At 42.4% G+C, this 22078-nt stretch carries 25 protein-coding genes and 4 tRNA genes; 1 reads left to right on the top strand and 28 read right to left on the bottom strand.

Annotated elements, in window-relative coordinates; translation table 11 throughout:
- Positions 1 to 24 precede the first annotated feature (24 nt).
- The 14 genes from rplL to ABIO93_RS23765 form a co-directional block, all read right to left on the bottom strand.
- Positions 25 to 411: a 50S ribosomal protein L7/L12 gene (gene rplL, locus ABIO93_RS23830; RefSeq protein WP_149240891.1), complete on the bottom strand. Its 387-nt coding sequence runs from the start codon at positions 409 to 411 to the stop codon at positions 25 to 27.
- 86 nt (positions 412 to 497) lie between these two features.
- On the bottom strand, positions 498 to 1028 hold the full coding sequence (gene rplJ, locus ABIO93_RS23825) for a 50S ribosomal protein L10 (protein ID WP_348072372.1): 531 nt from the start codon (positions 1026 to 1028) through the stop codon (positions 498 to 500).
- 1 nt (position 1029) lies between these two features.
- Positions 1030 to 1728 (bottom strand): 50S ribosomal protein L1, encoded by a 699-nt coding sequence (gene rplA, locus ABIO93_RS23820; protein ID WP_244822402.1) that lies wholly within the window; start codon positions 1726 to 1728, stop codon positions 1030 to 1032.
- A 36-nt stretch (positions 1729 to 1764) separates the two neighbouring features.
- Positions 1765 to 2214 (bottom strand): 50S ribosomal protein L11, encoded by a 450-nt coding sequence (rplK, locus tag ABIO93_RS23815; RefSeq protein ID WP_138368218.1) that lies wholly within the window; start codon positions 2212 to 2214, stop codon positions 1765 to 1767.
- 76 nt (positions 2215 to 2290) lie between these two features.
- Positions 2291 to 2845, bottom strand: a complete 555-nt coding sequence (gene nusG / locus ABIO93_RS23810; RefSeq protein ID WP_348072369.1) for a transcription termination/antitermination protein NusG — start codon at positions 2843 to 2845, stop codon at positions 2291 to 2293.
- Between the two features lie 36 nt (positions 2846 to 2881).
- Entirely contained in the window at positions 2882 to 3073 is a 192-nt protein-coding gene (gene secE, locus ABIO93_RS23805) for a preprotein translocase subunit SecE (protein ID WP_031528323.1), read from the bottom strand.
- Between the two features lie 17 nt (positions 3074 to 3090).
- A tRNA-Trp gene (locus ABIO93_RS23800) sits at positions 3091 to 3161 on the bottom strand.
- Between the two features lie 104 nt (positions 3162 to 3265).
- Complete coding sequence (gene tuf / locus ABIO93_RS23795) at positions 3266 to 4453, bottom strand: elongation factor Tu (RefSeq protein ID WP_348072366.1); 1188 nt, start codon at positions 4451 to 4453, stop codon at positions 3266 to 3268.
- 269 nt (positions 4454 to 4722) lie between these two features.
- Positions 4723 to 4794 (bottom strand) — tRNA-Thr (locus ABIO93_RS23790).
- A gap of 86 nt (positions 4795 to 4880) precedes the next feature.
- A tRNA-Gly gene (locus tag ABIO93_RS23785) sits at positions 4881 to 4953 on the bottom strand.
- Between the two features lie 55 nt (positions 4954 to 5008).
- Positions 5009 to 5091: transfer RNA gene (locus ABIO93_RS23780), tRNA-Tyr, on the bottom strand.
- Positions 5092 to 5257: 166 nt separating this feature from the next.
- Positions 5258 to 6364: a hypothetical protein gene (locus ABIO93_RS23775; protein ID WP_348072364.1), complete on the bottom strand. Its 1107-nt coding sequence runs from the start codon at positions 6362 to 6364 to the stop codon at positions 5258 to 5260.
- An 11-nt stretch (positions 6365 to 6375) separates the two neighbouring features.
- Positions 6376 to 7200 carry a hypothetical protein gene (locus ABIO93_RS23770; RefSeq protein ID WP_348072362.1) on the bottom strand — a complete coding sequence of 275 codons (825 nt, stop codon included), beginning with the start codon at positions 7198 to 7200 and terminating at the stop codon, positions 6376 to 6378.
- The gene (locus ABIO93_RS23765) at positions 7181 to 7771 is read right to left on the bottom strand and encodes a sigma-70 family RNA polymerase sigma factor (RefSeq protein WP_348072361.1); all 591 of its coding nucleotides are present in this window, start codon (positions 7769 to 7771) and stop codon (positions 7181 to 7183) included. Before ABIO93_RS23765 ends, ABIO93_RS23770 begins: the two co-directional genes overlap by 20 nt.
- 136 nt (positions 7772 to 7907) lie before the next feature.
- Here ABIO93_RS23765 and murI point away from each other — a divergent pair, with 136 nt between their 5' ends.
- Positions 7908 to 8717 carry a glutamate racemase gene (gene murI, locus ABIO93_RS23760; RefSeq protein WP_348072359.1) on the top strand — a complete coding sequence of 270 codons (810 nt, stop codon included), beginning with the start codon at positions 7908 to 7910 and terminating at the stop codon, positions 8715 to 8717.
- A gap of 1 nt (position 8718) precedes the next feature.
- On the opposite strand, the gene ABIO93_RS23755 is transcribed toward murI, so the two are convergent.
- The 14 genes from ABIO93_RS23755 to ABIO93_RS23690 all read right to left on the bottom strand — a co-directional run bounded on the left by ABIO93_RS23755 (position 8719) and on the right by ABIO93_RS23690 (position 22073).
- The gene (locus ABIO93_RS23755) at positions 8719 to 11193 is read right to left on the bottom strand and encodes a glycosyl hydrolase (RefSeq protein WP_348072357.1); all 2475 of its coding nucleotides are present in this window, start codon (positions 11191 to 11193) and stop codon (positions 8719 to 8721) included.
- Positions 11194 to 11364: 171 nt separating this feature from the next.
- Positions 11365 to 11646, bottom strand: a complete 282-nt coding sequence (locus ABIO93_RS23750) for a hypothetical protein (RefSeq protein ID WP_348072355.1) — start codon at positions 11644 to 11646, stop codon at positions 11365 to 11367.
- Positions 11643 to 12182 carry a DUF420 domain-containing protein gene (locus ABIO93_RS23745; protein WP_348072353.1) on the bottom strand — a complete coding sequence of 180 codons (540 nt, stop codon included), beginning with the start codon at positions 12180 to 12182 and terminating at the stop codon, positions 11643 to 11645. Before ABIO93_RS23745 ends, ABIO93_RS23750 begins: the two co-directional genes overlap by 4 nt.
- 5 nt (positions 12183 to 12187) lie before the next feature.
- Positions 12188 to 12808 (bottom strand): hypothetical protein, encoded by a 621-nt coding sequence (locus tag ABIO93_RS23740; protein ID WP_348072351.1) that lies wholly within the window; start codon positions 12806 to 12808, stop codon positions 12188 to 12190.
- Between the two features lie 9 nt (positions 12809 to 12817).
- The gene (locus ABIO93_RS23735; RefSeq protein WP_348072349.1) at positions 12818 to 13147 is read right to left on the bottom strand and encodes a cytochrome C oxidase subunit IV family protein; all 330 of its coding nucleotides are present in this window, start codon (positions 13145 to 13147) and stop codon (positions 12818 to 12820) included.
- Positions 13148 to 13177: 30 nt separating this feature from the next.
- The gene (locus tag ABIO93_RS23730) at positions 13178 to 13948 is read right to left on the bottom strand and encodes a cytochrome c oxidase subunit 3 (protein WP_348072347.1); all 771 of its coding nucleotides are present in this window, start codon (positions 13946 to 13948) and stop codon (positions 13178 to 13180) included.
- Positions 13949 to 13960: 12 nt separating this feature from the next.
- Positions 13961 to 14548: a cytochrome c oxidase subunit 3 gene (locus tag ABIO93_RS23725; RefSeq protein ID WP_348072345.1), complete on the bottom strand. Its 588-nt coding sequence runs from the start codon at positions 14546 to 14548 to the stop codon at positions 13961 to 13963.
- A gap of 19 nt (positions 14549 to 14567) precedes the next feature.
- Positions 14568 to 15461 carry a heme o synthase gene (gene cyoE, locus ABIO93_RS23720; protein ID WP_348072343.1) on the bottom strand — a complete coding sequence of 298 codons (894 nt, stop codon included), beginning with the start codon at positions 15459 to 15461 and terminating at the stop codon, positions 14568 to 14570.
- A gap of 28 nt (positions 15462 to 15489) precedes the next feature.
- Positions 15490 to 16509 (bottom strand): COX15/CtaA family protein, encoded by a 1020-nt coding sequence (locus tag ABIO93_RS23715; protein ID WP_348072341.1) that lies wholly within the window; start codon positions 16507 to 16509, stop codon positions 15490 to 15492.
- A complete protein-coding gene (locus ABIO93_RS23710) occupies positions 16484 to 18367 on the bottom strand; it encodes a cbb3-type cytochrome c oxidase subunit I (protein ID WP_348072339.1) in 1884 nt (627 codons plus the stop codon). Before ABIO93_RS23710 ends, ABIO93_RS23715 begins: the two co-directional genes overlap by 26 nt.
- A 28-nt stretch (positions 18368 to 18395) precedes the next feature.
- Positions 18396 to 19502, bottom strand: a complete 1107-nt coding sequence (locus ABIO93_RS23705) for a cytochrome c oxidase subunit II (RefSeq protein WP_348072337.1) — start codon at positions 19500 to 19502, stop codon at positions 18396 to 18398.
- Positions 19503 to 19523: 21 nt separating this feature from the next.
- Positions 19524 to 20885 (bottom strand): quinol:cytochrome C oxidoreductase, encoded by a 1362-nt coding sequence (locus tag ABIO93_RS23700; protein ID WP_348072335.1) that lies wholly within the window; start codon positions 20883 to 20885, stop codon positions 19524 to 19526.
- 35 nt (positions 20886 to 20920) lie between these two features.
- On the bottom strand, positions 20921 to 21529 hold the full coding sequence (locus ABIO93_RS23695; RefSeq protein ID WP_348072333.1) for a cytochrome c: 609 nt from the start codon (positions 21527 to 21529) through the stop codon (positions 20921 to 20923).
- Between the two features lie 13 nt (positions 21530 to 21542).
- On the bottom strand, positions 21543 to 22073 hold the full coding sequence (locus ABIO93_RS23690; RefSeq protein ID WP_348072331.1) for a DUF3341 domain-containing protein: 531 nt from the start codon (positions 22071 to 22073) through the stop codon (positions 21543 to 21545).
- Positions 22074 to 22078: the final 5 nt, after the last annotated feature.

Below are 22078 nucleotides of genomic sequence, written 5' to 3'. Positions count from 1 at the left end.
TATAGGTTGTTGTTGAAAAGCAAATTACTTCACTTCAACTTCTGCACCTGCTTCTTCAAGTTGTTTTTTCAAAGCTTCTGCTTCGTCTTTCGCAACTCCTTCTTTAACAGGTTTTGGAGCACCGTCAACTAGTTCTTTTGCTTCTTTCAGTCCAAGACCAGTAAGGTCTTTAACCAATTTCACAACAGCTAGTTTGCTTGCACCAGCAGCTTTCAAGATTACATCAAAAGATGTTTTCTCTTCAACAACAGGAGCATCAGCACCAGCACCACCAGCAGGACCTGCTACCATAACTGCACCAGCAGCTGCAGGCTCAATACCGTACTCGTCTTTAAGAATTGTAGCCAATTCGTTCACTTCTTTAACCGTTAGGTTAACAAGCTGTTCTGCGAAAGCTTTCAAATCTGCCATTTTTATTTAGATTTTTTGATTATACAATAAGATGATTTTAAAAGCTCCATTTTTAATTACCCGGGGAGCTAAGCCTGGCTATTTAATTAGTCTTCTTTCTCAGATAAAGTTTTGAGAATGCCAGCCAATTTGTTTCCTCCGCTTTGAAGAGCGCCGATAACATTTTTAGCAGGCGATTGCAGCAATCCGATAATCTCTCCAATCATTTCTTGTTTCGATTTCAGAGAGATCAGAACATCAAGCTGGCTTTCACCAACAAAAATCGCAGTGTCAACAGAAGCTCCTTTAAATTTAAGCTTGTCGCTACCTGATTTTTTCTTGAATTCTTTAATCAATTGCGCAGGTACTTTACCTGACTCCGGGTGAAACATTACTCCCGACATTCCTTTCAAGACTTCGTCAAAAGAGGAATAATCTGTATCTAATGCTTCTAATGCTTTTTTAATCAATGTATTCTTCACAACACGATACTCAATTCCACGTTCAAAGCATAGGCCTCTTAGTGTGTTAACTTCGCCAACGGACATGCCGGTTGCGTTAGTTATATAGAAGTATGGAGTGCTAGCGAATTTTTGACTTAATTCGTCTATAATTACTGCTTTCTCTTCCCGTGTCATATTATAATCCTGGAATCGTGTTTTTATCAATAGTAACACCCGGGCTCATCGTGCTTGACAAGTGAATGCTCTTTACGTAAGTACCTTTTGCCGAAGATGGTTTCAGGCGAACCAAGGTATTGATAACTTCCTGAGCGTTCTGTGTAAGCTGGTCGATTCCAAATGAAACTTTTCCAACGCTTGTATGAATGATTCCTGTTTTATCAACCTTGAAATCAATCTTACCTGCTTTTACTTCTTTAACAGCTTTCGCTACGTCCGGAGTTACCGTTCCTGATTTAGGGTTTGGCATCAGACCGCGAGGACCCAATACTTTACCTAACCGTCCCACCTTTGCCATTACACTCGGCATTGTGATAATTACGTCAATGTCAGTCCAGCCTTGTTCTATCTTAGTGATATACTCGTCAAGACCAACAAAATCTGCTCCTGCTTCTTTCGCTTCTGCCTCCTTATCCGGAGTACACAAAACCAATACACGAACTTCTTTTCCGGTTCCGTGTGGCAATGTTACCACGCCACGCACCATTTGATCAGCCTTACGAGGATCAACACCCAGACGGACGTCGATATCTACGGAAGAATCAAATTTGGTATAAGAAATCGTCTTAAGTACGTCCGCTGCTGCCTCTAGTGAGTAAGCCTGATTTGCGTCGAATTTCGAAAGAGCTTCTTTTTGCTTTTTGGTCAGTTTTCCCATGTTCTTTGTTTCTTTGGCGTATTAATTAATCTACGCTCAGTTGTTTTCTTCCCACGGGGCTTTGCCTGCTACGGTAATACCCATACTACGAGCCGTTCCCGCAATCATTTTCATAGCAGAATCAATTGTAAAGCAGTTAAGATCTGGCATCTTAGTCTCAGCGATCGTACGAACCTGATCCCATGATACTGAACCTACCTTCAAACGGTTTGGCTGAGCCGAACCAACTTTTACTTTTGATGCTTCCAGAAGCAGAATCGCGGCCGGGGGGGTCTTAATGACGAAGTCAAAAGACTTATCCTTATAGTATGTAATAACTACCGGCAATACCACACCCATTTTATCCTGGGTACGGCCATTGAATTGCTTGCAAAACTCCATGATATTCAAACCCTTGGAACCTAATGCAGGTCCAATCGGAGGTGAAGGATTGGCTTGGCCACCTTTTACCTGAAGTTTGACGTATCCACCTATTTCTTTTGCCATTGTTTTGGAATTTGTCGGTTCATTGTTTGATTAACGGCTCACATGCAAGTGGAAGCTTACCCTGCCCGCTATTCGCTCAACTATCCTTTTCTACTTGTGCGTAACTGAGTTCCACGGGTGTATTACGCCCGAATATTTTTACAACTACATTGAGTTTTTTCTTCTCATCAAATACTTCTTCCACCAGTCCGATGAATCCACTGAAAGGACCATCTACCACCTTCACAGTTTCACCCCTAATGAATGACATGCTCGGCGCTTCCTCGTGTTGTTCGGCTTCATCAACTTTACCCAAAATCCTGTTGATCTCGGATTGACGCAGCGGTACCGGAACTTTTGAATTGCCTTCCGCATTTCCTAAGAAACCAATCACACCTGGAATACTAGTGATAATGTGCAATACTTCACCCTTAGACAAGTCAGCCGAAATGATTATGTATCCTGGGAAGAAGTTCTTTTCCCTAACACGCTTCTTTCCATTACGCATCTCATATATCTTTTCCGAAGGAATAAGTATTTGAGGAACGAATTCATTAAGCTTCTGACGTGTTATTTCGTTTTCAATGTAGGACTTGATTTTTTTCTCTTGTCCGGACACTGCTCTTAATACAAACCAATTTAGACTACTCATACCATTAAGGGGTTGTGCCGCGATAATAAAATAGCCTTAGAAAGACTGATAAAACAGTTTCAGTGCATTCTCAAAGACGAAATCCATCACACCTACCACAAAGGCAAAAATGAGGGAGCCGACGAGCACTAGAGTTGTGTTGGCCTGAAGCTCATTAAAAGGAGGCCATGTTACATGTTGGGTTATTTCTTCCCAAGACGCTTTCAAAAAAGAAGTAAATTTTTCCATTTGTCCTTTTGATTATGCACGGGTGGAGAGATTCGAACTCCCATCAACGGTTTTGGAGACCGCTATTCTACCCTTGAACTACACCCGTTTATCACGCAACCGTTTCTTTCGGGCTGCAAAGATACAATTTATTTACAAAAAACAAGTGCATCTCATGAAGAAATGCACTTGTTTTAGTATTCTTTATGTTGATTAATCAACAATTTCTGTAACCTGACCAGCACCTACGGTACGTCCACCTTCACGAATCGCGAAACGAAGACCTTTTTCCATAGCAATTTTGTTGATCAATTTCACTTCAATTGTGATGTTATCACCTGGCATTACCATTTCAACACCAGCTGGAAGGGTAATTTCACCAGTTACATCCGTGGTACGGAAGTAAAACTGAGGACGGTATTTGTTAAAGAATGGAGTGTGACGTCCACCTTCTTCTTTCGAAAGAACGTAAACCTCGCCTTTAAATGCAGCGTGAGGTTTCACAGAACCTGGTTTGCAGATTACCATTCCGCGACGGATATCTTCTTTGTTAATACCACGAAGAAGAAGACCAACGTTATCACCAGCTTCACCACGGTCAAGGATCTTACGGAACATCTCAACACCAGTCACAACTGATTTAAGACCTTCTGCACCCATACCAAGGATATCAACTGCTTCTCCTGAGTTGATGATACCGCGTTCGATACGACCAGTTGCAACAGTACCACGACCAGTGATCGAGAATACGTCTTCAACAGGCATCAAGAAAGGAAGATCAGTCATACGTGGAGGAATTGGAATGTAGCTGTCAACAGCATCCATCAATTCTTCGATTGTTTTAACCCATTTTTCTTCTCCATTCAAACCACCCAAAGCAGAGCCTTGGATTACAGGAATGTTGTCTCCATCGTAATCATAGAAGCTTAAAAGCTCACGGATTTCCATTTCAACAAGTTCAAGAAGTTCTGGATCATCAACCATATCCACTTTGTTCATGAATACAACAAGCTGAGGAACACCTACCTGGCGTGCCAAAAGAATGTGCTCACGAGTTTGTGGCATTGGTCCATCAGTAGCAGCAACTACGATGATAGCACCGTCCATCTGGGCAGCACCAGTTACCATGTTCTTTACATAATCCGCGTGACCTGGACAGTCAACGTGAGCATAGTGACGGTTTGCTGTCGAGTACTCAACGTGGGATGTGTTAATTGTGATACCACGTTCTTTCTCTTCAGGAGCATTATCAATTGATGAGAAATCACGTAGTACAGCTAGACCCTTTTTAGCCAACACAGTTGTGATAGCTGCAGTAAGGGTAGTTTTACCGTGGTCAACGTGCCCGATAGTACCAATATTTACGTGGGGTTTCGAGCGGTCAAACGTCTCTTTTGCCATGACTTAAGTACGCTTAAAATTAAAAGTTATTACGAATTTATTAAACACTAATGATTGATCCTGTATTAGCTTACAATACCAAGCTCTTCAAAACCAATTAAACAAATACAAGGATCAAAATCTTCACTTATAACTGCCAATCAAGTACTAACAACTAAAAGCGAAAGAACGTTTTAAAAACATTCCCTGAGCCATTGAGGGGATTTGAACCGCGCGGCGGACCGTCCCTGACCTCTTCCTCACCAAGGAAATGCTCTATTATCTTCCTGAGCCATTGAGGGGATTTGAACCCCTGACCTCTTCCTTACCAAGGAAGTGCTCTACCCCTGAGCTACAACGGCAAAATTTATTTAACAACCAAAAAGCGATTAGCGAAAAAGTTTCAGTTGAATGTTTTCGCTAATCGCTTCGATGGTGTTTTCTATTGAGCGGAAGACGAGGTTCGAACTCGCGACCTATAGCTTGGAAGGCTATCGCTCTACCAGCTGAGCTACTTCCGCATTGTTTTTGCCTGTTCCTGACTGGTATTTCAAGAGCAAATTTTGGCATAAACTGTGGGGGCGGATGGATTCGAACCACCGTAGGCGTACACCAGCAGATTTACAGTCTGCCCCATTTGGCCACTCTGGTACACCCCCATTCAACATTTCAACACAACCGTGAAAACCGTTTGTCTCACTTTTTGGAGTCGCAAAATTATACCCTTTTCTTAAATTCTCAAATTGTTTTGAAAAAAAAATAAATAAAAATAGTGGCCGACTCGAAAACCATCGAATCCAGCCACTATTCACACTTTTTTTAATTTTAAAATAACCTTACACCGAAGCTCAGCATTCTAACCGAAGGTCCGCGGTTTGCCAGGTAGAGGTTGTTGAGGTCGTAGTTAACAAACAGATCCGGGAAATTTCTGATGCCTATTTCCGCTGCTAAGCCATACCTCATCTCTTCCAGATAAAAATTCTTCCGTACATGATCTTTATCCTTACTGCCTTCTCTACGCAATTTGGTATAGCTGCCGATCCTGTAACCTCCATACACTCCTGCACTGAGATAAGAAATGAATGAATGCGGAAAACTAATGGTCGGCATGAAAGATAGATTAACATAAGGAACGACCAACTTGCTTTTTTTCATCTCAACCTCTTTTCCCGCATCATCGGTCACCAGGGGAAATTCAACACGGTTATCGGTTTTCGAAATGGTATTGTTACCGTCAAACATTAAATTGTACCATGAAAAGTCCACTCCAAAATCCAGGTGAAATCTTGCATTTTCTCCTCTTGCCAAGGTGGTACTCGCGATGTATCCCAAACTTATAAACCTTGATCCGAAAGGTTTTAGATCATAGTCGGATTTGTTATAACCCGCTGTGGCTTCGTTAGTGCCATAAGCATTAAGACCAACTGCGATATTGAATCCTTTACGCGGGCTGGAATTTCGATTGGATTTGTAAAAACGCTTTCCGGTTCTTCGATAAGTAGAGTCTGACGAATCGGAGCTATCTTCGTCTTTGACTTCGACACCTTTCGAATCAATGGTAACCTGCGTATCCCCGTCTTTGATGTGAATCCCCCTCAGGCCGATCCGGACGTAATCCTTCTCACTTTTATCCTCTTTGCTTTTCAGATAAGTGTTACCCTCAAATTCTTCTTTAAGATAGGTCGTATCAGCATCGGTACTATCAAGGCGCACCTTTAAGTCTTTGAGAAGCGCATTCAGATCGTACTTCATAATCTTTTCCAGCTCCTTTCGGTTTTCACCGTAGATAATCAGGCGAGTCTTGTCGCCAAATGTTACAATGATCGAGTCCTTCTCAGAACTATTTTTTTCACTCGGCCTGCTCAAATGATTTGCGCCCGCACTCACAAATGAAAATATTAAGATTATCGCGGCACCTATTTTAGTTTTCATGGCATAACAGATTATAATTTTGTTCTTTCTTTTGGGGTTTGATCTTTTTCTGATGCTTTCTCATCGCGGCCATGCAAGCGGTCGTCTACCTTCGCTACCAATGTTTTGGGATTAAAACCCACTTCTTCCCAGTCTACCCGTTCGCCCGCTCTCGCATTTTTAAGCTGACGAAATACTCTTGATAATCTGGAATTTTTAGGTTTACCGTCCAATTCATCCCCGCTCGGTTCAACGGCCACAATAATAGTTCGTGTGGGTTCTGCATCTTGCTTACTTACCCGACTAACAGCTGGCTCATCAGGTAATATTTTTACTTCTTCAATGTTAGGGGTGATTGAAGGGCTTTTATGATGATCTGACTGGTCGATATCAGCGAACTCATTCTTTTCAAGTGCTGCGACAGCTATTTGCTTTTGCGTATTTGCAATCCTTTCCGGTTGTGCTTTTTCAGTTCTGTAACTCTTTTCATGGTTGGTGGCTGGAATGCTCTTCGAAATGATATGCTTCTTCTCGATTTCCACCACAGCAATCTGAGTTTGAGCATTCTCCTCTCGCTCAATTTTCCTTATCGGTGCAGCCTGCTCCTTCGAATTGACTTTCGCAACTACCTCCTGATTATTGTCTGGCTGTATCAAACCATTGACGTCACTTCTCCAAACTAGGTATCCCCCCAACAGCACAATCAGAACACTGGCCGCAGCGTACCATATCCATCCGACATTTCGCCGTTGCGTTTTACTTCTTTCTTGTATTTTGAGCCAGGCATCCGAAGATGGTTTTTTCTCCAATTCCGTTAGCCTGCGTTTGAAAAGATCATCAACCGGATGCTTTTTCATAATCTACTTTTTTTTTAAAATCATTTTCCCAATCAGAAACCATTCGTTGCAAAAGCGCCCTTGCGCGGTGCAGCTGTGACTTGGAAGTGCTTTCTGTAATATTCAACATTTGAGCGATTTCGCTGTGGGCATACCCTTCGATTGCGTACAAGTTAAAAACTGTCCTGTATCCGACAGGCAATCCTTCGATCAGGTTCAACAATTCCTGTGTCTCCAAATTCTGGTCTGCATGGGCATAGTCCGGTATATTATTCGCCTCGTCAGACAATGTGTCTTCCAATACCTTCTTTTGTTTTCTCAGATAGCCCAGCGCTTCATTAACCATTATTCTCCGGATCCATCCCTCAAAACTTCCGTCACTATTGAACTGCTCAATCTTCCCGAATACCTTCAAAAACCCCTCCACCATCACATCCTCAGCAGCCATATCATCACAGATGTAGCGAAAGCATAAACCCAGCATGCGAGTGCTGTATTTATCATAGACTTGTCGCTGAGCTTTCGGATCTTCCTTCCGTAGCGCTTTGACAAGCTGTGCTTCCTGGCTAAATAGTGATAGAATTCTACCCATTCTTTTTGGTGGTTTCAACTACAAGATGCGTATTCCTGACCATGAGGTTGCATCTATCTAAAAAGTTTTTTCAGATTTTTTTTAGCTTTGGGTAAATATCCATTTAACAGGTAAAGCACCCGCTTTACATTCTCCCATGCTTGACTCTTCGGCTCCGATAGGAATTTTTGATAGTGGTATCGGCGGTATGACCGTTGCCAGTGCAGTCACAAGACTTTTACCTCAGGAAAACACGATTTATTTCGGCGACACCGCCCATCTTCCATACGGAGACAAATCCACAGCTGCTATTCAGGCCTACTCTATTAAAATTTGCAATATGCTTTTGCAGCAAAATTGTAAACTAATTCTAATCGCCTGTAATTCAGCTTCCGCAGCAGCTTATGAATTAGTAAAAGAATATGTTGGAAGCAAAGCCAGGGTTATGAATGTGATAGATCCAGTGGTTGACTACATTAAGGAGCATTACGACGGCAAGACGATTGGTTTGATCGGGACAAAGCAGACAGTTCTTTCCAATGTTTACAAAAAGAAAGTAGACGCGCTGGGCAAAAATATCAATCTAAAATCGCTTGCTACTCCGTTGCTGGCGCCCATGATCGAGGAAGGTTTTTTTGATAACAACATCAGTGAAAGCATTATAGCAAGCTATTTATCCGATCAATCCATTGCATCTATTGAAGCCCTTATCCTTGGCTGCACGCATTATCCGCTGATTAAGAACCAGATCAGTAGTTTTTACGGAGATAAAGTGGAAATATTGGATACGTCTGAAATTGTTGCCAGATCATTAAAAGCCTGGCTGGAACAACATTATCTCGTCAATGAAAAAGGATCAGGAAAGAGACAATTTTATGTATCCGATTACACCCTTTCCTTTGAGCAGTCGACCAATATCTTTTTTGGCAGGCAGATTCAGTTGGAGCACTATCCTTTGTGGGAATAGATTAATTATAAATCAATGTCACCGGTCCCAGCAAACCCGAAGGCATCGGGACCCATTTGGAAGCATCGAATTTTTTATACGTAATGTCTACGATATTGATATCATAAAATTTCTTCCAGTCAGGCTTCTGCTGGTCACGGAGCCGCATATAATTGGCTGACAGATTGGTTACTTCTATTTCCAGAATATTCCCTTTTAATTTTAATTTTTCGAAAATTCTGACTTGAAAGGGAATATGCCAGGCAGTACCAAGCGGCTTACCATTCAATTTGACATTTGCTACCTCTCTCACATCACCCAGATCCAATCCGTAAGCCCCTCTTTTAAGTACATTGGCCGGTACATCAAATCTGATTTGATAGGTAGCAGTTCCTGAAAAATATTCCGCAGAGTCTGGCAATGTCGTCCACGATTTCAATTCTTTAACTTTGGCTGAGGCCGGTAGAGATGGCTTACCTTTTTCAAACTTGATCTGCCATTCTCCTGCAATAGGATATCGCTTTTCTTTCGATTCTATAAAACGAAACTCCGAGCCGTCTGATCCGCCCTCTAAAAAACAGGACTCGCCCGGAGGTAATACTAGGTATATCTCCACACCTTCTTTGGTATCGCGACCATGCATTAATGATTCTCCATGGATAGGGTGATTTTTTGAAACCATTGGCCCCTTTCCGATTTGAACCCAACCCTCTTGAAAGGTATTCCCTAGATTGGCAACGAAATACAGCACGCTGCTACCTTGCTTTTTACGAATGAATGTTAGGCCCTTTTTCGAAAATTCCTCTGCAATCGCACCATTTGTTTTCAAGTCTTTTTCAAGATTATTTGAAACAAGTACGCTGGGAGTTCCCATAAGCTTTTCCAATTCTGCGGAAAACTCATTTTGTCTGGTTGCGTGTTCAGCATACCCGGTAACTTTCAATGGTAACTGTTTTTCAAAGACAATCTTCGCACCCGCCGCAGCCAGACGCTTTAATTCTGCAACTGTTTCCGCCGGCATATAAGTGCTAGCGGGAATGAGCAATGTTTTATAAGAAGTACTTCCCGAATTAAGGTCACCGTTATTGTCGGTTTTCAATTTGGTCAATTGTAGATCCGATACGTAGTCGAATGCGTATCCTTCTTTCCAAAGCCATTGTGTGAGTTTTCCAAATGGCAAATCGAGTAGCCAGCGATCTACGTGATGGACTTCCAGTAAATGCACATTACCCGAAGACTTTGCAGGGGTAGACCAAAGATCATGAACCGGAAAATAGACCAGTACATCATTGTCTGGTGTGCTATTTTGAAGAAGCTCCTGGCAGCGCTGTACGTATCTGTTTAATAGAGAAAAGTGCTCAGCGAAATGTGAGCTCTTCCCAAAGTTGGTAGACGCATAGAATAACCATCCCGGATAAGGCTCATTTTCCGGAGAATAGGTGGTTCCATGATAGAAAATGTGATTGATACCTGCCGTAAAAAGTTCGTCAATCTGTGGTTTGATCTGGGACAATGAAACTTTGAAATGATTCGCAAGCCAGGTTCCTGTTTCTGAACTGACCAGTTTCTTTCCGGAAAAATTAGCAGCCGAAGACGCAAACTTCATAGCCAGCACATTGGGAGTTCCAAACTGGTCAATGGAATAATCCGGATCCACTCTCAGTCCTGGAATTCGAAAGCGGCTCGTTCCGAATGATTCTGTCTCGGGTATGTCGGCAGCGTCATAAAGATCCAGTAGGTTACCGGGTGAGCCGTGAGCTTGGTACCTGGTCAGGAAACCATGCGCCGTGCTCCATTTGGTCCAAGGCAAAGCATACCGTTCCAATAGCAGCTCAGCGATGGTTTGGTGATAATCTATTCTGACTAGTACTCCATCGCTTTGATTAGTCGTATCCGCCAAAAGTGTCAAATTCTTTTCAAGATCGTATCCTCTTCTTTTTTTAAATTGGGCTGCAAAATCGTCTGTCCAGTTCGCTCCATACGCCTCATAAGAGTCATTATACATTGATCTTGGTAAATCCTTGGTTTTGGTAAAAGCGGAATCAAACCTCGATAAGTATTTTTCCATTGCCGTTGCATTGAATGGATCCAGCACAAATCCATCTCCTCCCGGAGCAGCACGCTTTACTTTTTGCTTGGTAGGAGTTACAACAAGTTTACCATTCAGAACCGTCATATTCTTCGCAGCGGATTCAACGGACACATTCGGCCCCCCAAAAGGCCAGCCGGTTCCGGTCGTCATATCCACACCTAACCCGAGTCGTTTCCCTTCCCGTACCGTATGCTCCATCACTTCCAGCCACTCTTTGCTCAGAAATGAAATAGACTGAGTTTCGTACCCCTTTACTCCGTAGATCGGTATAATATGGACTCCGCCGATTCCTGATTTTGCAAAATATTCCAGCTGCTTCGTAATGTCGGGCTTGTTAACCGCACTACCCATCCACCACCAGAAAGTCCATGGTTTGGCAGTCGAAATATCTTGTGCATTGAGCAAAAAACATTTTAATAATAACAGAATTAATAGGATAGGCCGCATAGGAAAGTTTTTGATTAAAGGCTTCAAATCACTTTTCTACCTTGTGTACCTGGTATTTCTGATTACCGATTAGGCATAAAAAAAGCGAAACCGTTGACTGATTTCGCTTCTTCGATATGAATAAAGATCCTAGTTGTGAAAAGCCTGATTCACGCGGGACGATATAAATTCTCTCTCCCTTTGATTTTGCTTGCTATTACGATACCACAAATATCCGATGACACCAACCAGCAAATAAGGCATGACAAACAAAAACATAATGCCGGTATTCAAGCCAACCCCAACATTGTTCCGCCCATTGCCCATTGAACTTTCAACTGATCCGCGGCACATTGCGCATTGCGCCCAGCTGTCTGCTCCCACCATCACGAATAGCAACATTAAACCGAATATCACTGCAAATTTTTTCATACGTAATAAGGACTAATCATCAAATAAACGATAACACCACTTATACTCACATACAGCCAAATAGGTAGCGCCCATTTCACTGCTTTCCTATGCTGCGTAATCTGATTGGTATAGCCAAAATAAACTGCACGCAACACAAACCAAACGACCACAATCGACAACAAAATATGCGAAATCAGTAAAAAATAGTAAACAGGCCTGATAGCACCTTGTCCGCCGTAAGGAGTCGATTCATTCGAAACGTGGTACAAAATGTAGCAAACCAAAAACACCGCGCCTAGTAAAAAAGCAGCTGTCATCATCTGCCTATGCGCCGTGAGGTTATTGTTTCTGATAAAATAGTATCCCAATAACAACAAAACGGCGGTTAGAGAATTGATTACCCCAATCACATGTGGTAAAACCTTTGTCCATTCACCCAAGTCAATCTTCTGGCGTATGCCAAGCAGGACCGCAACAGCTACCGGAATTGCAATCGCAAGTACATTGATGATGCGCTCGTATTTTGGTTTCTTTTCTATTACTAATGTTGCCATAATTATTAACGTGCACTCGTTTTACTTTCATAATCAAGAATCTTAATTTCGGCCATCAGACGATCCGTTTCCTTCACATCCGCACCATTATAATATCCCCTGACATATCCTTGCCTGTCAATCAGTACCAGACTATTTGGTTTGAATTTGCTTACCGGATTCAGGTTAAATCCAAGTTCTTTAACGAAACAAGTATCAATCTGTTCCCTTGTAGCAGTGATCAAAGCCCAGCCCGGTTTTCCTATTTGCTCGGGTAAATCCTGCTTGTTATCGTTTGCTTTTATACCAACGGAAACAATGCTCAGATCCGTAATATCGCTTCTTATATCAAATATTCTTTGAAGCTGAGACAATGCCAAACTGGAACTATCATCGCGTATCTCTGGCAAATAACTCACTACGGTTAATCCCTTTATACCGCTATTGTCAGTGTCTGCACATAAACCAGAGACTTTACGAAAAAGCGTATCTCCGTTTTGGACAACTACCTTTCCATTTGCATCCAGTTCCGGATTGAAATAGGAAAGATCGTAGTGGTTGGTCGCAAAGAACCTCAGAAAAGCAAAAATCAAAGCCGGAATTACTAATGTGACAATCAGTAATCCGGCCTTGGGAAAATTTTTCATGTATACTTCTTAATCGAAAATAGCCTCGAAAATAGCATTGCCTTCCAGCATTAATGCAAGTATCAACCAGGCAACAAAGATAATCGGTACCATGATGGACCAGATCAATGACTTTGTTTCATGTTTTAAGTGCATAAACTCGCCAACAATATAGAATGCCTTCACGATGGTCATTACAATGAAAATACTGATTTTCAAAACACCGTGAGGAACTGTAAAAGCGATCACGAATTCAAGCGTTGTCAGGACCAATAGAATCCAAAACGTTTTCCAAATTGCTTTGCGTTGTTCCGCACCCGCATTAGGATCCTGATTGTGAATATGATGTACTTCTGCCATTTTTACTTAAAGATTATATTGTTCAGTAACTTAAACCAGGTAAAAGAATGTAAAAACGAACACCCACACCAAATCCACAAAGTGCCAATAAAGACCTACTTTCTCTACCATTTCATAGCTTCCTCTTTTGTCATAAAAACCAGTAGCTGAACGGAAGAAAATAAGGATATTCAAAATCACACCACTAAAAACGTGCGTTCCGTGGAAGCCTGTAATAAAGAAGAAGAAGTCTGCAAATGCAGGAGGGCCATATTGGTTTTCCGTCAGATTCGCGCCAAATATAGTCTTCTCAATCCAAGTACCGTTTTCAATCACCTTCATCACACTACCTGCTTCCGTTCCGTGGATAAAGTGAGACCATTCCCAAGCCTGACATCCAAGAAAAGTAAATCCTCCTAAAATCGTCCAAAGCATATATTTCTCAACATTCGCACGGTCCATACGATGACCCGCTTCTACGGCAAGTACCATTGTCACACTACTCGCGATAAGAATGAATGTCATGATACCGACAAAAACCAATGGCAGGGACACTCCATGCAGGAATGGTACCGACTCATATACCCGTTCTGGAACAGGCCAGTACATATTTGAAAATGTAAATTCCGAATGTTCCCCCGTAAATGCAGGGAAACTGAACCGGGCTGTGCCATATGCCACCAGCAGGGCGGAGAAAGTAAACGTATCTGAGATGAGGAAAAACCACATCATCAGTTTTCCGTAACTTGCTTTCATAGGCTCGATACCCCCCATCCACAATTTGGGTTCTACCGCGCCAGGTGTTGTTACATTTGCAGCCATTGGTAAAAATTATTAATTAAAGGTCAATAAAAAAACAAAAAGGTATAACCAGAGTATATCTAAAAAATGCCAATAGGTGGCGCAGATCTGAATTCTTCTCAAATTCTTGGCATGTACTTTAAAACGAAAAGCAGAAGCCAATGATACTAATAAAACAATGAGTCCGCTAATGAGGTGAAAACCATGCAGACCGGTAAATACATAGAAAAACGAGCCTGACGGATTTCCAACAAAATATACATTCATTGCAACAAGCTGTTTCCATCCTTCAAACTGCATCCAGAGGAAAATCAGACCTAGCACAAAAGTAATAGAAATTGCTATTTTCAATTGTTTGAACTGATCTTTTTTTGCCGAAAAATAAGCCCATTGCATGGCCATACTGCTGATTAACAATACTGCTGTACTGTACCAGAAAATCTTCGGCATCTCAAATTCCAACCAGTTTCCTTCCGCTCTCCGAACCAGATATGCACTTGTTTGAGAAGCGAATAGCATAATGATACTCACCAGAAATAGCCAGAGAATAAACTTCTTTGGATCCATCGCCAAGGTTTCCCTCGGCCCTTTTTCTATTTTATATTCTTGAACATTCTCCATTTTACCTACTATTTCAATTTCACAATTTATCCAAAAGGAATGCTATCTGCACGATCGGTAAATATATAAATGACCCAAACATCAACTGACGCGCAGTTTTATCGGTACAAGTTCTCATTAAATGAAACGTCTGCGCCAAAAATAATACGCCAAAAATCGTTGCGATGAACGCCGAATTGATTCCCGTCATTCCCAATTTATACGGTAACCAGCCAATGGGCAGCAGAAACAATGTATAAATCATGATCTGCAAAGTTGTATCAGAGTCTTTCAATCCGTTAGCCGGCAAAAGTTTGAAACCTGCTCTTTTATAGTCTTCATCCAAAACCCAGGCAATGGCCCAAAAATGCGGGAATTGCCAGAAAAACTGAATCGCAAACAAAATCCCCGGTTCCAGTCCGAAATGATTCGTTGCGGCCACCCAGCCGATCATTGGAGGAAATGCTCCTGGAAATGCTCCTACAAAAACCGCTATTGGCCCTACTCTTTTCAAAGGAGTATACACAAAACCATACAGAACCAGCGAAAGCAGCGATATCAGTCCTGTACTCAGATTGAATACCAACACAAAGATCAATAACGATGAAACTCCCAGAAAAACGGCCCACAATGCAGCTTGCTCACTGGTAATTCGTCCGCTAGGCAATGGTCGGGAAGCAGTTCTTTTCATCAATTTATCAAAGTCTTTTTCCAGAATTTGATTAATAATGTTTGCTGCACCGGTTATACCAATTGATGCGATAACGAAAAGAACAAGATCCGATGTCTTCACATGATCAGTACCCAGGCAATATCCCATCGCGCCCGAAAACGCTATCAGGGAAGCCAATCTGAATTTTAGCAATTCAAATAAAACTCCCGCTACCTCTCTGATCCTTCCAAAACCTCCTACTCCTTCTTCCGCTGAAATCATTTTACTCAATTATTTACTTTCAAATGGTTTATAACCCGATTTGAAAACTCTCTTTGTATTTAAGATATTTCGTTCCATTTACCACCAGCCATACTACAAACTGAAGGCCTATTAGTAAGATGGCAAAAGTCAAATGCAAAGGCTGTGCAAAAGGAGGAACTCCCATGTAAGCCATTATAACTCCTGTCGCTATCTCCGCTGCTAGTATCCAAAAGCACGCTTTCGCAATTTTCACAGTTACCGATTCTTTGGCTTCTGATTTAATGATCTTCGTAATCCACCAAATGTTCAATGCGAAGACGACAATTGAAAAAGAACGGTGAATGTAGAACTTGGTCCCCAAAGAATCTATCCATTCGCTTCTTGCTCCGTAACCGAGCTTTGCAATCACCTCATCCATTACTTCACGAACCTGCGTGCCTAATAAAATCTGTAACAGCGACAATGTCATTACCGCTAGTCCAATTCTGCTGATTCCTTTCTTGCTATCGGAATTCAATTTCAAGCTACTCTCAGCGTACTCCGCCCATGTGTACAGGTATAACAACATGAAGACAATTACGATGGCCAATAACATGTGTAATGTCACTACTGCCGGCAATAATTCAAAGGAAACTACCTTAGCACCGAGCCAGCCTTGTACACCCACCAAAATGAATGCGGCAAGACTGAAAAGAAAAATGTGCCTATTCCGAGATTTCAAAAAAGGTGTAGATGCCAGCAGGGTAAGAAAAATCATTATTCCCGTAAAGGCTCCCAGGAGGCGATTGACATACTCAATCCAGGTTTTGACCGGATTGAATTCCACTTCCCCTTTTAATTTAGCACCGTAAATCTCCTTATAATTCGATGGCAATTGCGACGCTTCTGTCGGAGGCACCCAGGTACCAAAGCATTTAGGCCAGTCGGGGCACCCCATACCTGCACCTGTACTCCTGACTACTCCACCCGCGATAATTAGAAAATAGAGTGTAATGACAGTATTTAAGGCCAATCGCCGGAACCGGCGATTGGCCTTAAAATCAATGCGAGGCTTTGAACTGGTCATTGAAGTTTTGTGACTCAATTGCTTTTTCCGTAGCGATCAACTCATTTTCATGAGGGAAGTTGGATTCTGGCGTTTGAGAATACGGTATATTTTGAGGAATAAAATCTTCCTTAGCTCCTGGTTTGCTGTAATCGTAAGACCAGCGGTATACTGCTGGTATTTCTCCTTCCCAGTTTCCATGGCCCGGGTGAATCGGTGCCGTCCATTCAAGAGTATTCGAATTCCATGGATTTTGAGGTGCTCTGCGACCTTTGAAAATACTGTAAAAGAAGTTCCAAAGGAAAATGAACTGCGCAAGGAACGAGAATATCGCCGCAACTGAGATGAACATATTCATGTCCATAAACTTATGCGTAAAGTCGTAGCTGGTAAACTGGTAGTAACGACGTGGGAAACCAGCGATACCTACATAGTGCATTGGAATAAATATCAGGTAAATACCAATGAATGTGAACCAGAAGTGAATTTGTCCCAATGTCGTATTCATCATTCTTCCGAACATTTTAGGGAACCAGTGGTAAACCCCCGCAAAAAGTCCGAAGGCAGAAGCCGCACCCATTACAAGGTGAAAGTGAGCTACTACGAAATAAGTATCATGAAGTTGAATATCCAACGCACTGTTACCCAAAATAATACCTGTCAAACCTCCTGAAACGAATAGAGAAACAAGACCGATAGAGAATAACATACCTGGTGTGAAAATGATATTTCCCTTCCAGAGCGTAGTGATGTAGTTGAAACCTTTAACTGCAGACGGAACCGCGATGATCAATGTAAGGAACATGAATACTGATCCAAGGAATGGATTCATACCGGTTACGAACATGTGGTGAGCCCAAACAATGAACGCAAGGAACGCGATACCCAACATGGACGCGATCATCGCACGGTAACCAAAGATAGGCTTACGTGAGTTTGTCGCGATAACTTCCGAAGTAATACCCAAACCAGGTAACAAAACGATGTAAACCTCAGGGTGTCCGAGGAACCAGAACAAATGTTGGAACAAAATCGGGCTACCCCCTACGTTTGGCAAAGCCTCACCATTGATGTAAATATCAGACAGATAAAAACTTGTTCCGAAGTGACGGTCAAAAATCAGCAGCAATACAGATGAAAGAAGAACCGGGAAAGAAATAAGACCCAGAACAGCAGTGATCAAAAATGACCAGATCGTCAATGGAAGACGGTCAAATGACATTCCCCGTGTACGAAGGTTGATGACAGTAGTAATGTAATTGATACCTCCTAGCAACTGAGATACGATAAACAATGCCATACTTGCCAACCAGAGTGTCATACCCATTCCAGAACCAGGGTGTGCCTGTGGTAGCGCGCTCAATGGCGGATAAATAACCCAACCTCCGGCGGCGGGACCGGTTTGTAAAAACAGGGAAACAAACATGATAACACTGGCCAGGAAGAAGAACCAGTAAGATAACATGTTCATGAAACCAGACGCCATATCACGAGCACCGATCTGCAATGGAATAAGGAAGTTACTGAACGTACCACTCAAACCGGCAGTCAATACAAAAAATACCATGATGGTACCGTGCATAGTCACCAAAGCCAGGTAAAAATTGGGATCCAATTTGCCCGACTCACTAATCCATCCTCCCAAAATAGGTTTAAGCCATGACAAATTAGAATCTGGCAGACCTAACTGGATACGGAAGATCACGGACATTGTAATGCCAATTACAGCCCATAAAATCCCGGTGATCAGATACTGCTTCGCTATAACCTTGTGATCTTCACAAAATATATATTTCTGCCAAAAGTTTTGTGCTTCATGGTGGTGTTCATGCTCAGTTTCGTGGTGATGAGCTGTTTCCAATCCTTCAATAGCTGACATATACTTTTAATGTATTTAAATTAACAAATTAGCGTAAACTAGTACTTGCTCCTGCACCGCCCGCAGATGTGGACGAGCTATCAGCTGGTGACGCGGCCTCGGCAGGCAAGTATTTCATTGCCTTTACTTTCAAATTCTCAGGTACTTTCGCAAGATATTCCGGATAAGTCTGCAAGAATGTTGCCTGTTCAGCGCTCCATTTCTTATATGAAGCTTCATCTTCTACGATCAATCTCATTTTCATAGAAAAGTGACCCTGTCCGCAAACTTCAGTACAAGCTATTTCGTAGTCAAACTTTGGATTATTTAGCTCAGAGCGCATATCCGCAGTAGTTTTGTCCGGCACAAACCAGAACTTGGTAGGCATACCTGGCACTGCATCCATTTTCACACGCATGTGAGGTATGAACACACTATGCAAGACGTCACGGGCACGAATTTTCAAAAGTACAGGACGCCCTACCGGAATGTGCATTTCACTTGGGTTCGTAAAGTCGTCAAACGAGTTCTCATCTGACAAATCGATACCGACTTCATTTTGTGCATCAATCAGTTTGTAATTGTAATCTCCAAGCTTGTTATCATGAACCCCCGCATAACGAACTATCCAGTTAAACTGCTTTCCAGTGATCTCGATAACTTCTGCGTCCCTAGGAGCGTCTGATGTAATGTCAGACCATGCTTTCCAACCCGTAAAAACCAGTAACGCCATTACAATCGCCGGAACAATGGTCCAGATCAACTCAAGCTTATGGTTTTCAGGATAAAAAGACGCGCGATGGTTCTTCTTATGTTGGTATTTCCAAGCGAAAAAGAAAATCAGGAAGTTAACAAAGATGAAAGGGATCGTCAGAATACCCATTGAAAACCAGAACAGGTCGTCCGTTCTGCGACCATGGATCGAAGACGCCTCAGGCAGGAAAAATTCACGAGCGTGAAGATATGACCAGGTAATGCTAACCGCGCCACCAATAAGAATCACGATAAACATCGCTCCATTCCATTTGTTGCCCGATGGCTCCGCATCCGGAGAATCCGATTTATTGACACTTTTAAGTACAGTCTGAAGTCTGGAAATCACAACACCTGTGAGAACCACGAAAACAAGAGCAACTAATGCGATAATAATATACATAATGATAAACTGGTTTTGCAATTAGGCGATATCGTGATGCAATGATTCCTCCAACATCGGGTGATTTCTTGGTATCAAATTCGCCTTTTCTAACTGACTAGCAATTGAATAACCAAACGCACAAAGGAATATCAGGAAAAATCCCCATTCCAACGGACCGAATCCGGCGCCTGCTCCTACTGAACCTGGCATTATATTGGTGTAAAAATCCATATAATGTCCGATGATCACACTCCAGCAAGCAACCTTAAGAATTGAATGTGTGAACTTCGCGTCCCTGGTCATTAAAACCAGGAATGGGAAAAAGAAATTCAGAAACAATGTGATAAAGAACGGAGCCTTGTAATATCCTCCGTAACCTCTGAAACGCTCAATGAAGTAAATGGTTTCCTCCGGAAGGTTGGCATAGTAGATCAAAAGGAACTGTGCAAACCATACATATGTCCAGAAAATACTGAAAGCAAAAATGAATTTTCCAAGGTCACGTAAATGGCTTGAATTGACCGCTCTCAAATAACCTCTTTCTCTCAGCATGACGATGGTCAATGTAATCACAGCCAAACCTGCTACGTGCCAGCTTGCCAGCGTATACCATCCAAACATAGTACTGAACCAGTGTGTGTCAATCGACATTACAAAGTCCCAGGCAGATGTAGATGATGTTACTCCAAAAACTACCAAAAACGCAGTTCCAAAACGAATCGACTTTTCGTAAAATTCAGTTCCGCCGATTTCATCTTCCTGCAATGACAGGTTTCGTATTACTCTCCACATCCCGTACCATACTGCGAAGTAAAATATCAAACGGCCTACAAAGAATGGTGTATTCAAAAAGCCTCTTTTGCCTGCGATAATAGGATCATATTCGGGTCCGCCCACTTCATAAAGTCCTTCATGTGTCCAGTGAAACAAGTCATGGCCTCCCAGAAAAAACGTTACCAGCATGACAATACCTGTGAAAGGCAGGAATGCAGGAAGTGCTTCGGGAATTCTTTTAAATACTGCTGACCATCCCGCCTGAGCCAGATAGTTATATGAGATAAAGAACATCCCTACTACTGAAAGTCCGGTAAAATAAACGGCATTCACCCAAAGATTTGCCCATACACGAGTCATCCAACCTTTTTCATGATGTGCGCCTGCTGCGGCTGCCTCATGTCCTGATGCGGCTGCATGCTCGGTTGTTGCGTGTCCAACAGCGCTTGCGGCATGCTCTGCTCCGTGGGCAGCTGCCTCATGTCCGCCACCGCCGTTTGCTGCAAGGTATACTCCCAACAAAACAAGAGCCAGTCCTACGCCACCGCCAATGAGTAAATTTCGCTTAGCTCCCGATGTAAATTCAAACCGTTCTTCAATAGAAGGAATCGAATGTGCTGATGCCATTATCTAATTTAATTTCTCTGTTATTAAAATTGTAATTAAGCCCCTTTCTGTAGTTTTTGTACATAGTGTACAATTTTCCAGCGTTCCTCAGGATTAATCTGAGAGCCGTGAGGCCACATGCGCGCTTTTCCGTGTGTAATGACATGGAAAATATGCCCTTCATTCAAGTTCTTGTATGCGTCGCTGGCGTAGTTAGGTACCCCTTTGTACATAGCTCCCACTTTACCATCACCCGCTCCGGTTGCTCCGTGGCAATGCTGGCAATAACGGTCATATAAAACTTTCCCCTCGGCCAATGATTTTTCATTCAAAGGAACCGGGTTTTTCAGAACTCTCTCCGCGATTCCAATGCTGTCCGCAGGAATGTTGTAAACCATTAGATCTACCAATGCCGAATCCGCAGTACCAAAAGAAGTTTTGTAGTTTCTTCTTGCCACTGTACCCGCCACCGGCAGGCGCATTGTCAATCCCATTGGATTGATTGGATTCGCCTTTTCTTGCTTATAAGGTTCATAACCTACCGGCAAATACATGTTTGGCGCGTATTCAGTACCCGGATTATTTGGGTCCTTTTTACAACCAGCAGCGGCAGTAAGTAATACTCCGGCAACTAACAGATATCTATATAAACTTTTGAATTTCATTTTCTAAACTCCATTAAAATTGCTTGATATTGACTTCCTCCGCTCCACTGTCCTTTAAAGCACGTGATATTTCCTCTACACTCATGGAGTTTCTGCCAAGGTCAATCGCCATCACAAATTTGTTATCTGTAGAACGAACGTCAAATCTTGGATGAAAATGAGTACCCGGCCCCAGTCCATTTGAGATAAAGAATGTTGTAACCATTCCGAATGCTGTAAACAATACAGTTAACTCGAACGTGATCGGAATATAGTTAGGAATCGAAATGGGGTCCTTTCCACCGACAATCATCGGCCAGTCAATACCCATCGTCCAGATCATCAATGTTAATGCAACGCAGCATCCTGTTACACCAAACATAAAGGCGGCAATCCCGATTCTTGTTCTCGGATGGCCTAATGCTTCATCCAATCCGTGAATCGGAAAAGGAGAATACACTTCCTTTATTTTTACCCCGGCCTTTCTAAGCCTTGGCACTGCGTGAAGAACAGTATCGTCATCGTCATAAACTCCGACTAAATATTTACCAGATAATTCTGCCATACTAC

This window comes from Dyadobacter sp. (assembly GCF_039919315.1).
Lineage (GTDB): Bacteria > Bacteroidota > Bacteroidia > Cytophagales > Spirosomataceae > Dyadobacter.
This window is presented reverse-complemented; position numbering and strand designations above follow the sequence as displayed.

Coding starts and splice junctions, on each gene's coding strand:
- rplK (WP_138368218.1), bottom strand. CDS start 2,214: ATGGCAAAAGAAATAGGTGGATACGTCAAACTTCAGGTAAAAGGTGGC.
- cyoE (WP_348072343.1), bottom strand. CDS start 15,461: ATGATTTCAGCGGAAGAAGGAGTAGGAGGTTTTGGAAGGATCAGAGAG.
- rplL (WP_149240891.1), bottom strand. CDS start 411: ATGGCAGATTTGAAAGCTTTCGCAGAACAGCTTGTTAACCTAACGGTT.
- ABIO93_RS23735 (WP_348072349.1), bottom strand. CDS start 13,147: ATGGCAGAAGTACATCATATTCACAATCAGGATCCTAATGCGGGTGCG.
- ABIO93_RS23765 (WP_348072361.1), bottom strand. CDS start 7,771: ATGGGTAGAATTCTATCACTATTTAGCCAGGAAGCACAGCTTGTCAAA.
- rplA (WP_244822402.1), bottom strand. CDS start 1,728: ATGGGAAAACTGACCAAAAAGCAAAAAGAAGCTCTTTCGAAATTCGAC.
- ABIO93_RS23715 (WP_348072341.1), bottom strand. CDS start 16,509: ATGACCAGTTCAAAGCCTCGCATTGATTTTAAGGCCAATCGCCGGTTC.
- ABIO93_RS23725 (WP_348072345.1), bottom strand. CDS start 14,548: ATGGAGAATGTTCAAGAATATAAAATAGAAAAAGGGCCGAGGGAAACC.
- ABIO93_RS23705 (WP_348072337.1), bottom strand. CDS start 19,502: ATGTATATTATTATCGCATTAGTTGCTCTTGTTTTCGTGGTTCTCACA.
- secE (WP_031528323.1), bottom strand. CDS start 3,073: ATGGAAAAATTTACTTCTTTTTTGAAAGCGTCTTGGGAAGAAATAACC.
- ABIO93_RS23730 (WP_348072347.1), bottom strand. CDS start 13,948: ATGGCTGCAAATGTAACAACACCTGGCGCGGTAGAACCCAAATTGTGG.
- ABIO93_RS23700 (WP_348072335.1), bottom strand. CDS start 20,885: ATGGCATCAGCACATTCGATTCCTTCTATTGAAGAACGGTTTGAATTT.
- ABIO93_RS23745 (WP_348072353.1), bottom strand. CDS start 12,182: ATGGCAACATTAGTAATAGAAAAGAAACCAAAATACGAGCGCATCATC.
- murI (WP_348072359.1), top strand. CDS start 7,908: ATGCTTGACTCTTCGGCTCCGATAGGAATTTTTGATAGTGGTATCGGC.
- ABIO93_RS23695 (WP_348072333.1), bottom strand. CDS start 21,529: ATGAAATTCAAAAGTTTATATAGATATCTGTTAGTTGCCGGAGTATTA.
- rplJ (WP_348072372.1), bottom strand. CDS start 1,028: ATGACACGGGAAGAGAAAGCAGTAATTATAGACGAATTAAGTCAAAAA.
- ABIO93_RS23750 (WP_348072355.1), bottom strand. CDS start 11,646: ATGAAAAAATTTGCAGTGATATTCGGTTTAATGTTGCTATTCGTGATG.
- ABIO93_RS23690 (WP_348072331.1), bottom strand. CDS start 22,073: ATGGCAGAATTATCTGGTAAATATTTAGTCGGAGTTTATGACGATGAC.
- ABIO93_RS23770 (WP_348072362.1), bottom strand. CDS start 7,200: ATGAAAAAGCATCCGGTTGATGATCTTTTCAAACGCAGGCTAACGGAA.
- nusG (WP_348072369.1), bottom strand. CDS start 2,845: ATGAGTAGTCTAAATTGGTTTGTATTAAGAGCAGTGTCCGGACAAGAG.
- ABIO93_RS23775 (WP_348072364.1), bottom strand. CDS start 6,364: ATGAAAACTAAAATAGGTGCCGCGATAATCTTAATATTTTCATTTGTG.
- ABIO93_RS23710 (WP_348072339.1), bottom strand. CDS start 18,367: ATGTCAGCTATTGAAGGATTGGAAACAGCTCATCACCACGAAACTGAG.
- tuf (WP_348072366.1), bottom strand. CDS start 4,453: ATGGCAAAAGAGACGTTTGACCGCTCGAAACCCCACGTAAATATTGGT.
- ABIO93_RS23740 (WP_348072351.1), bottom strand. CDS start 12,808: ATGAAAAATTTTCCCAAGGCCGGATTACTGATTGTCACATTAGTAATT.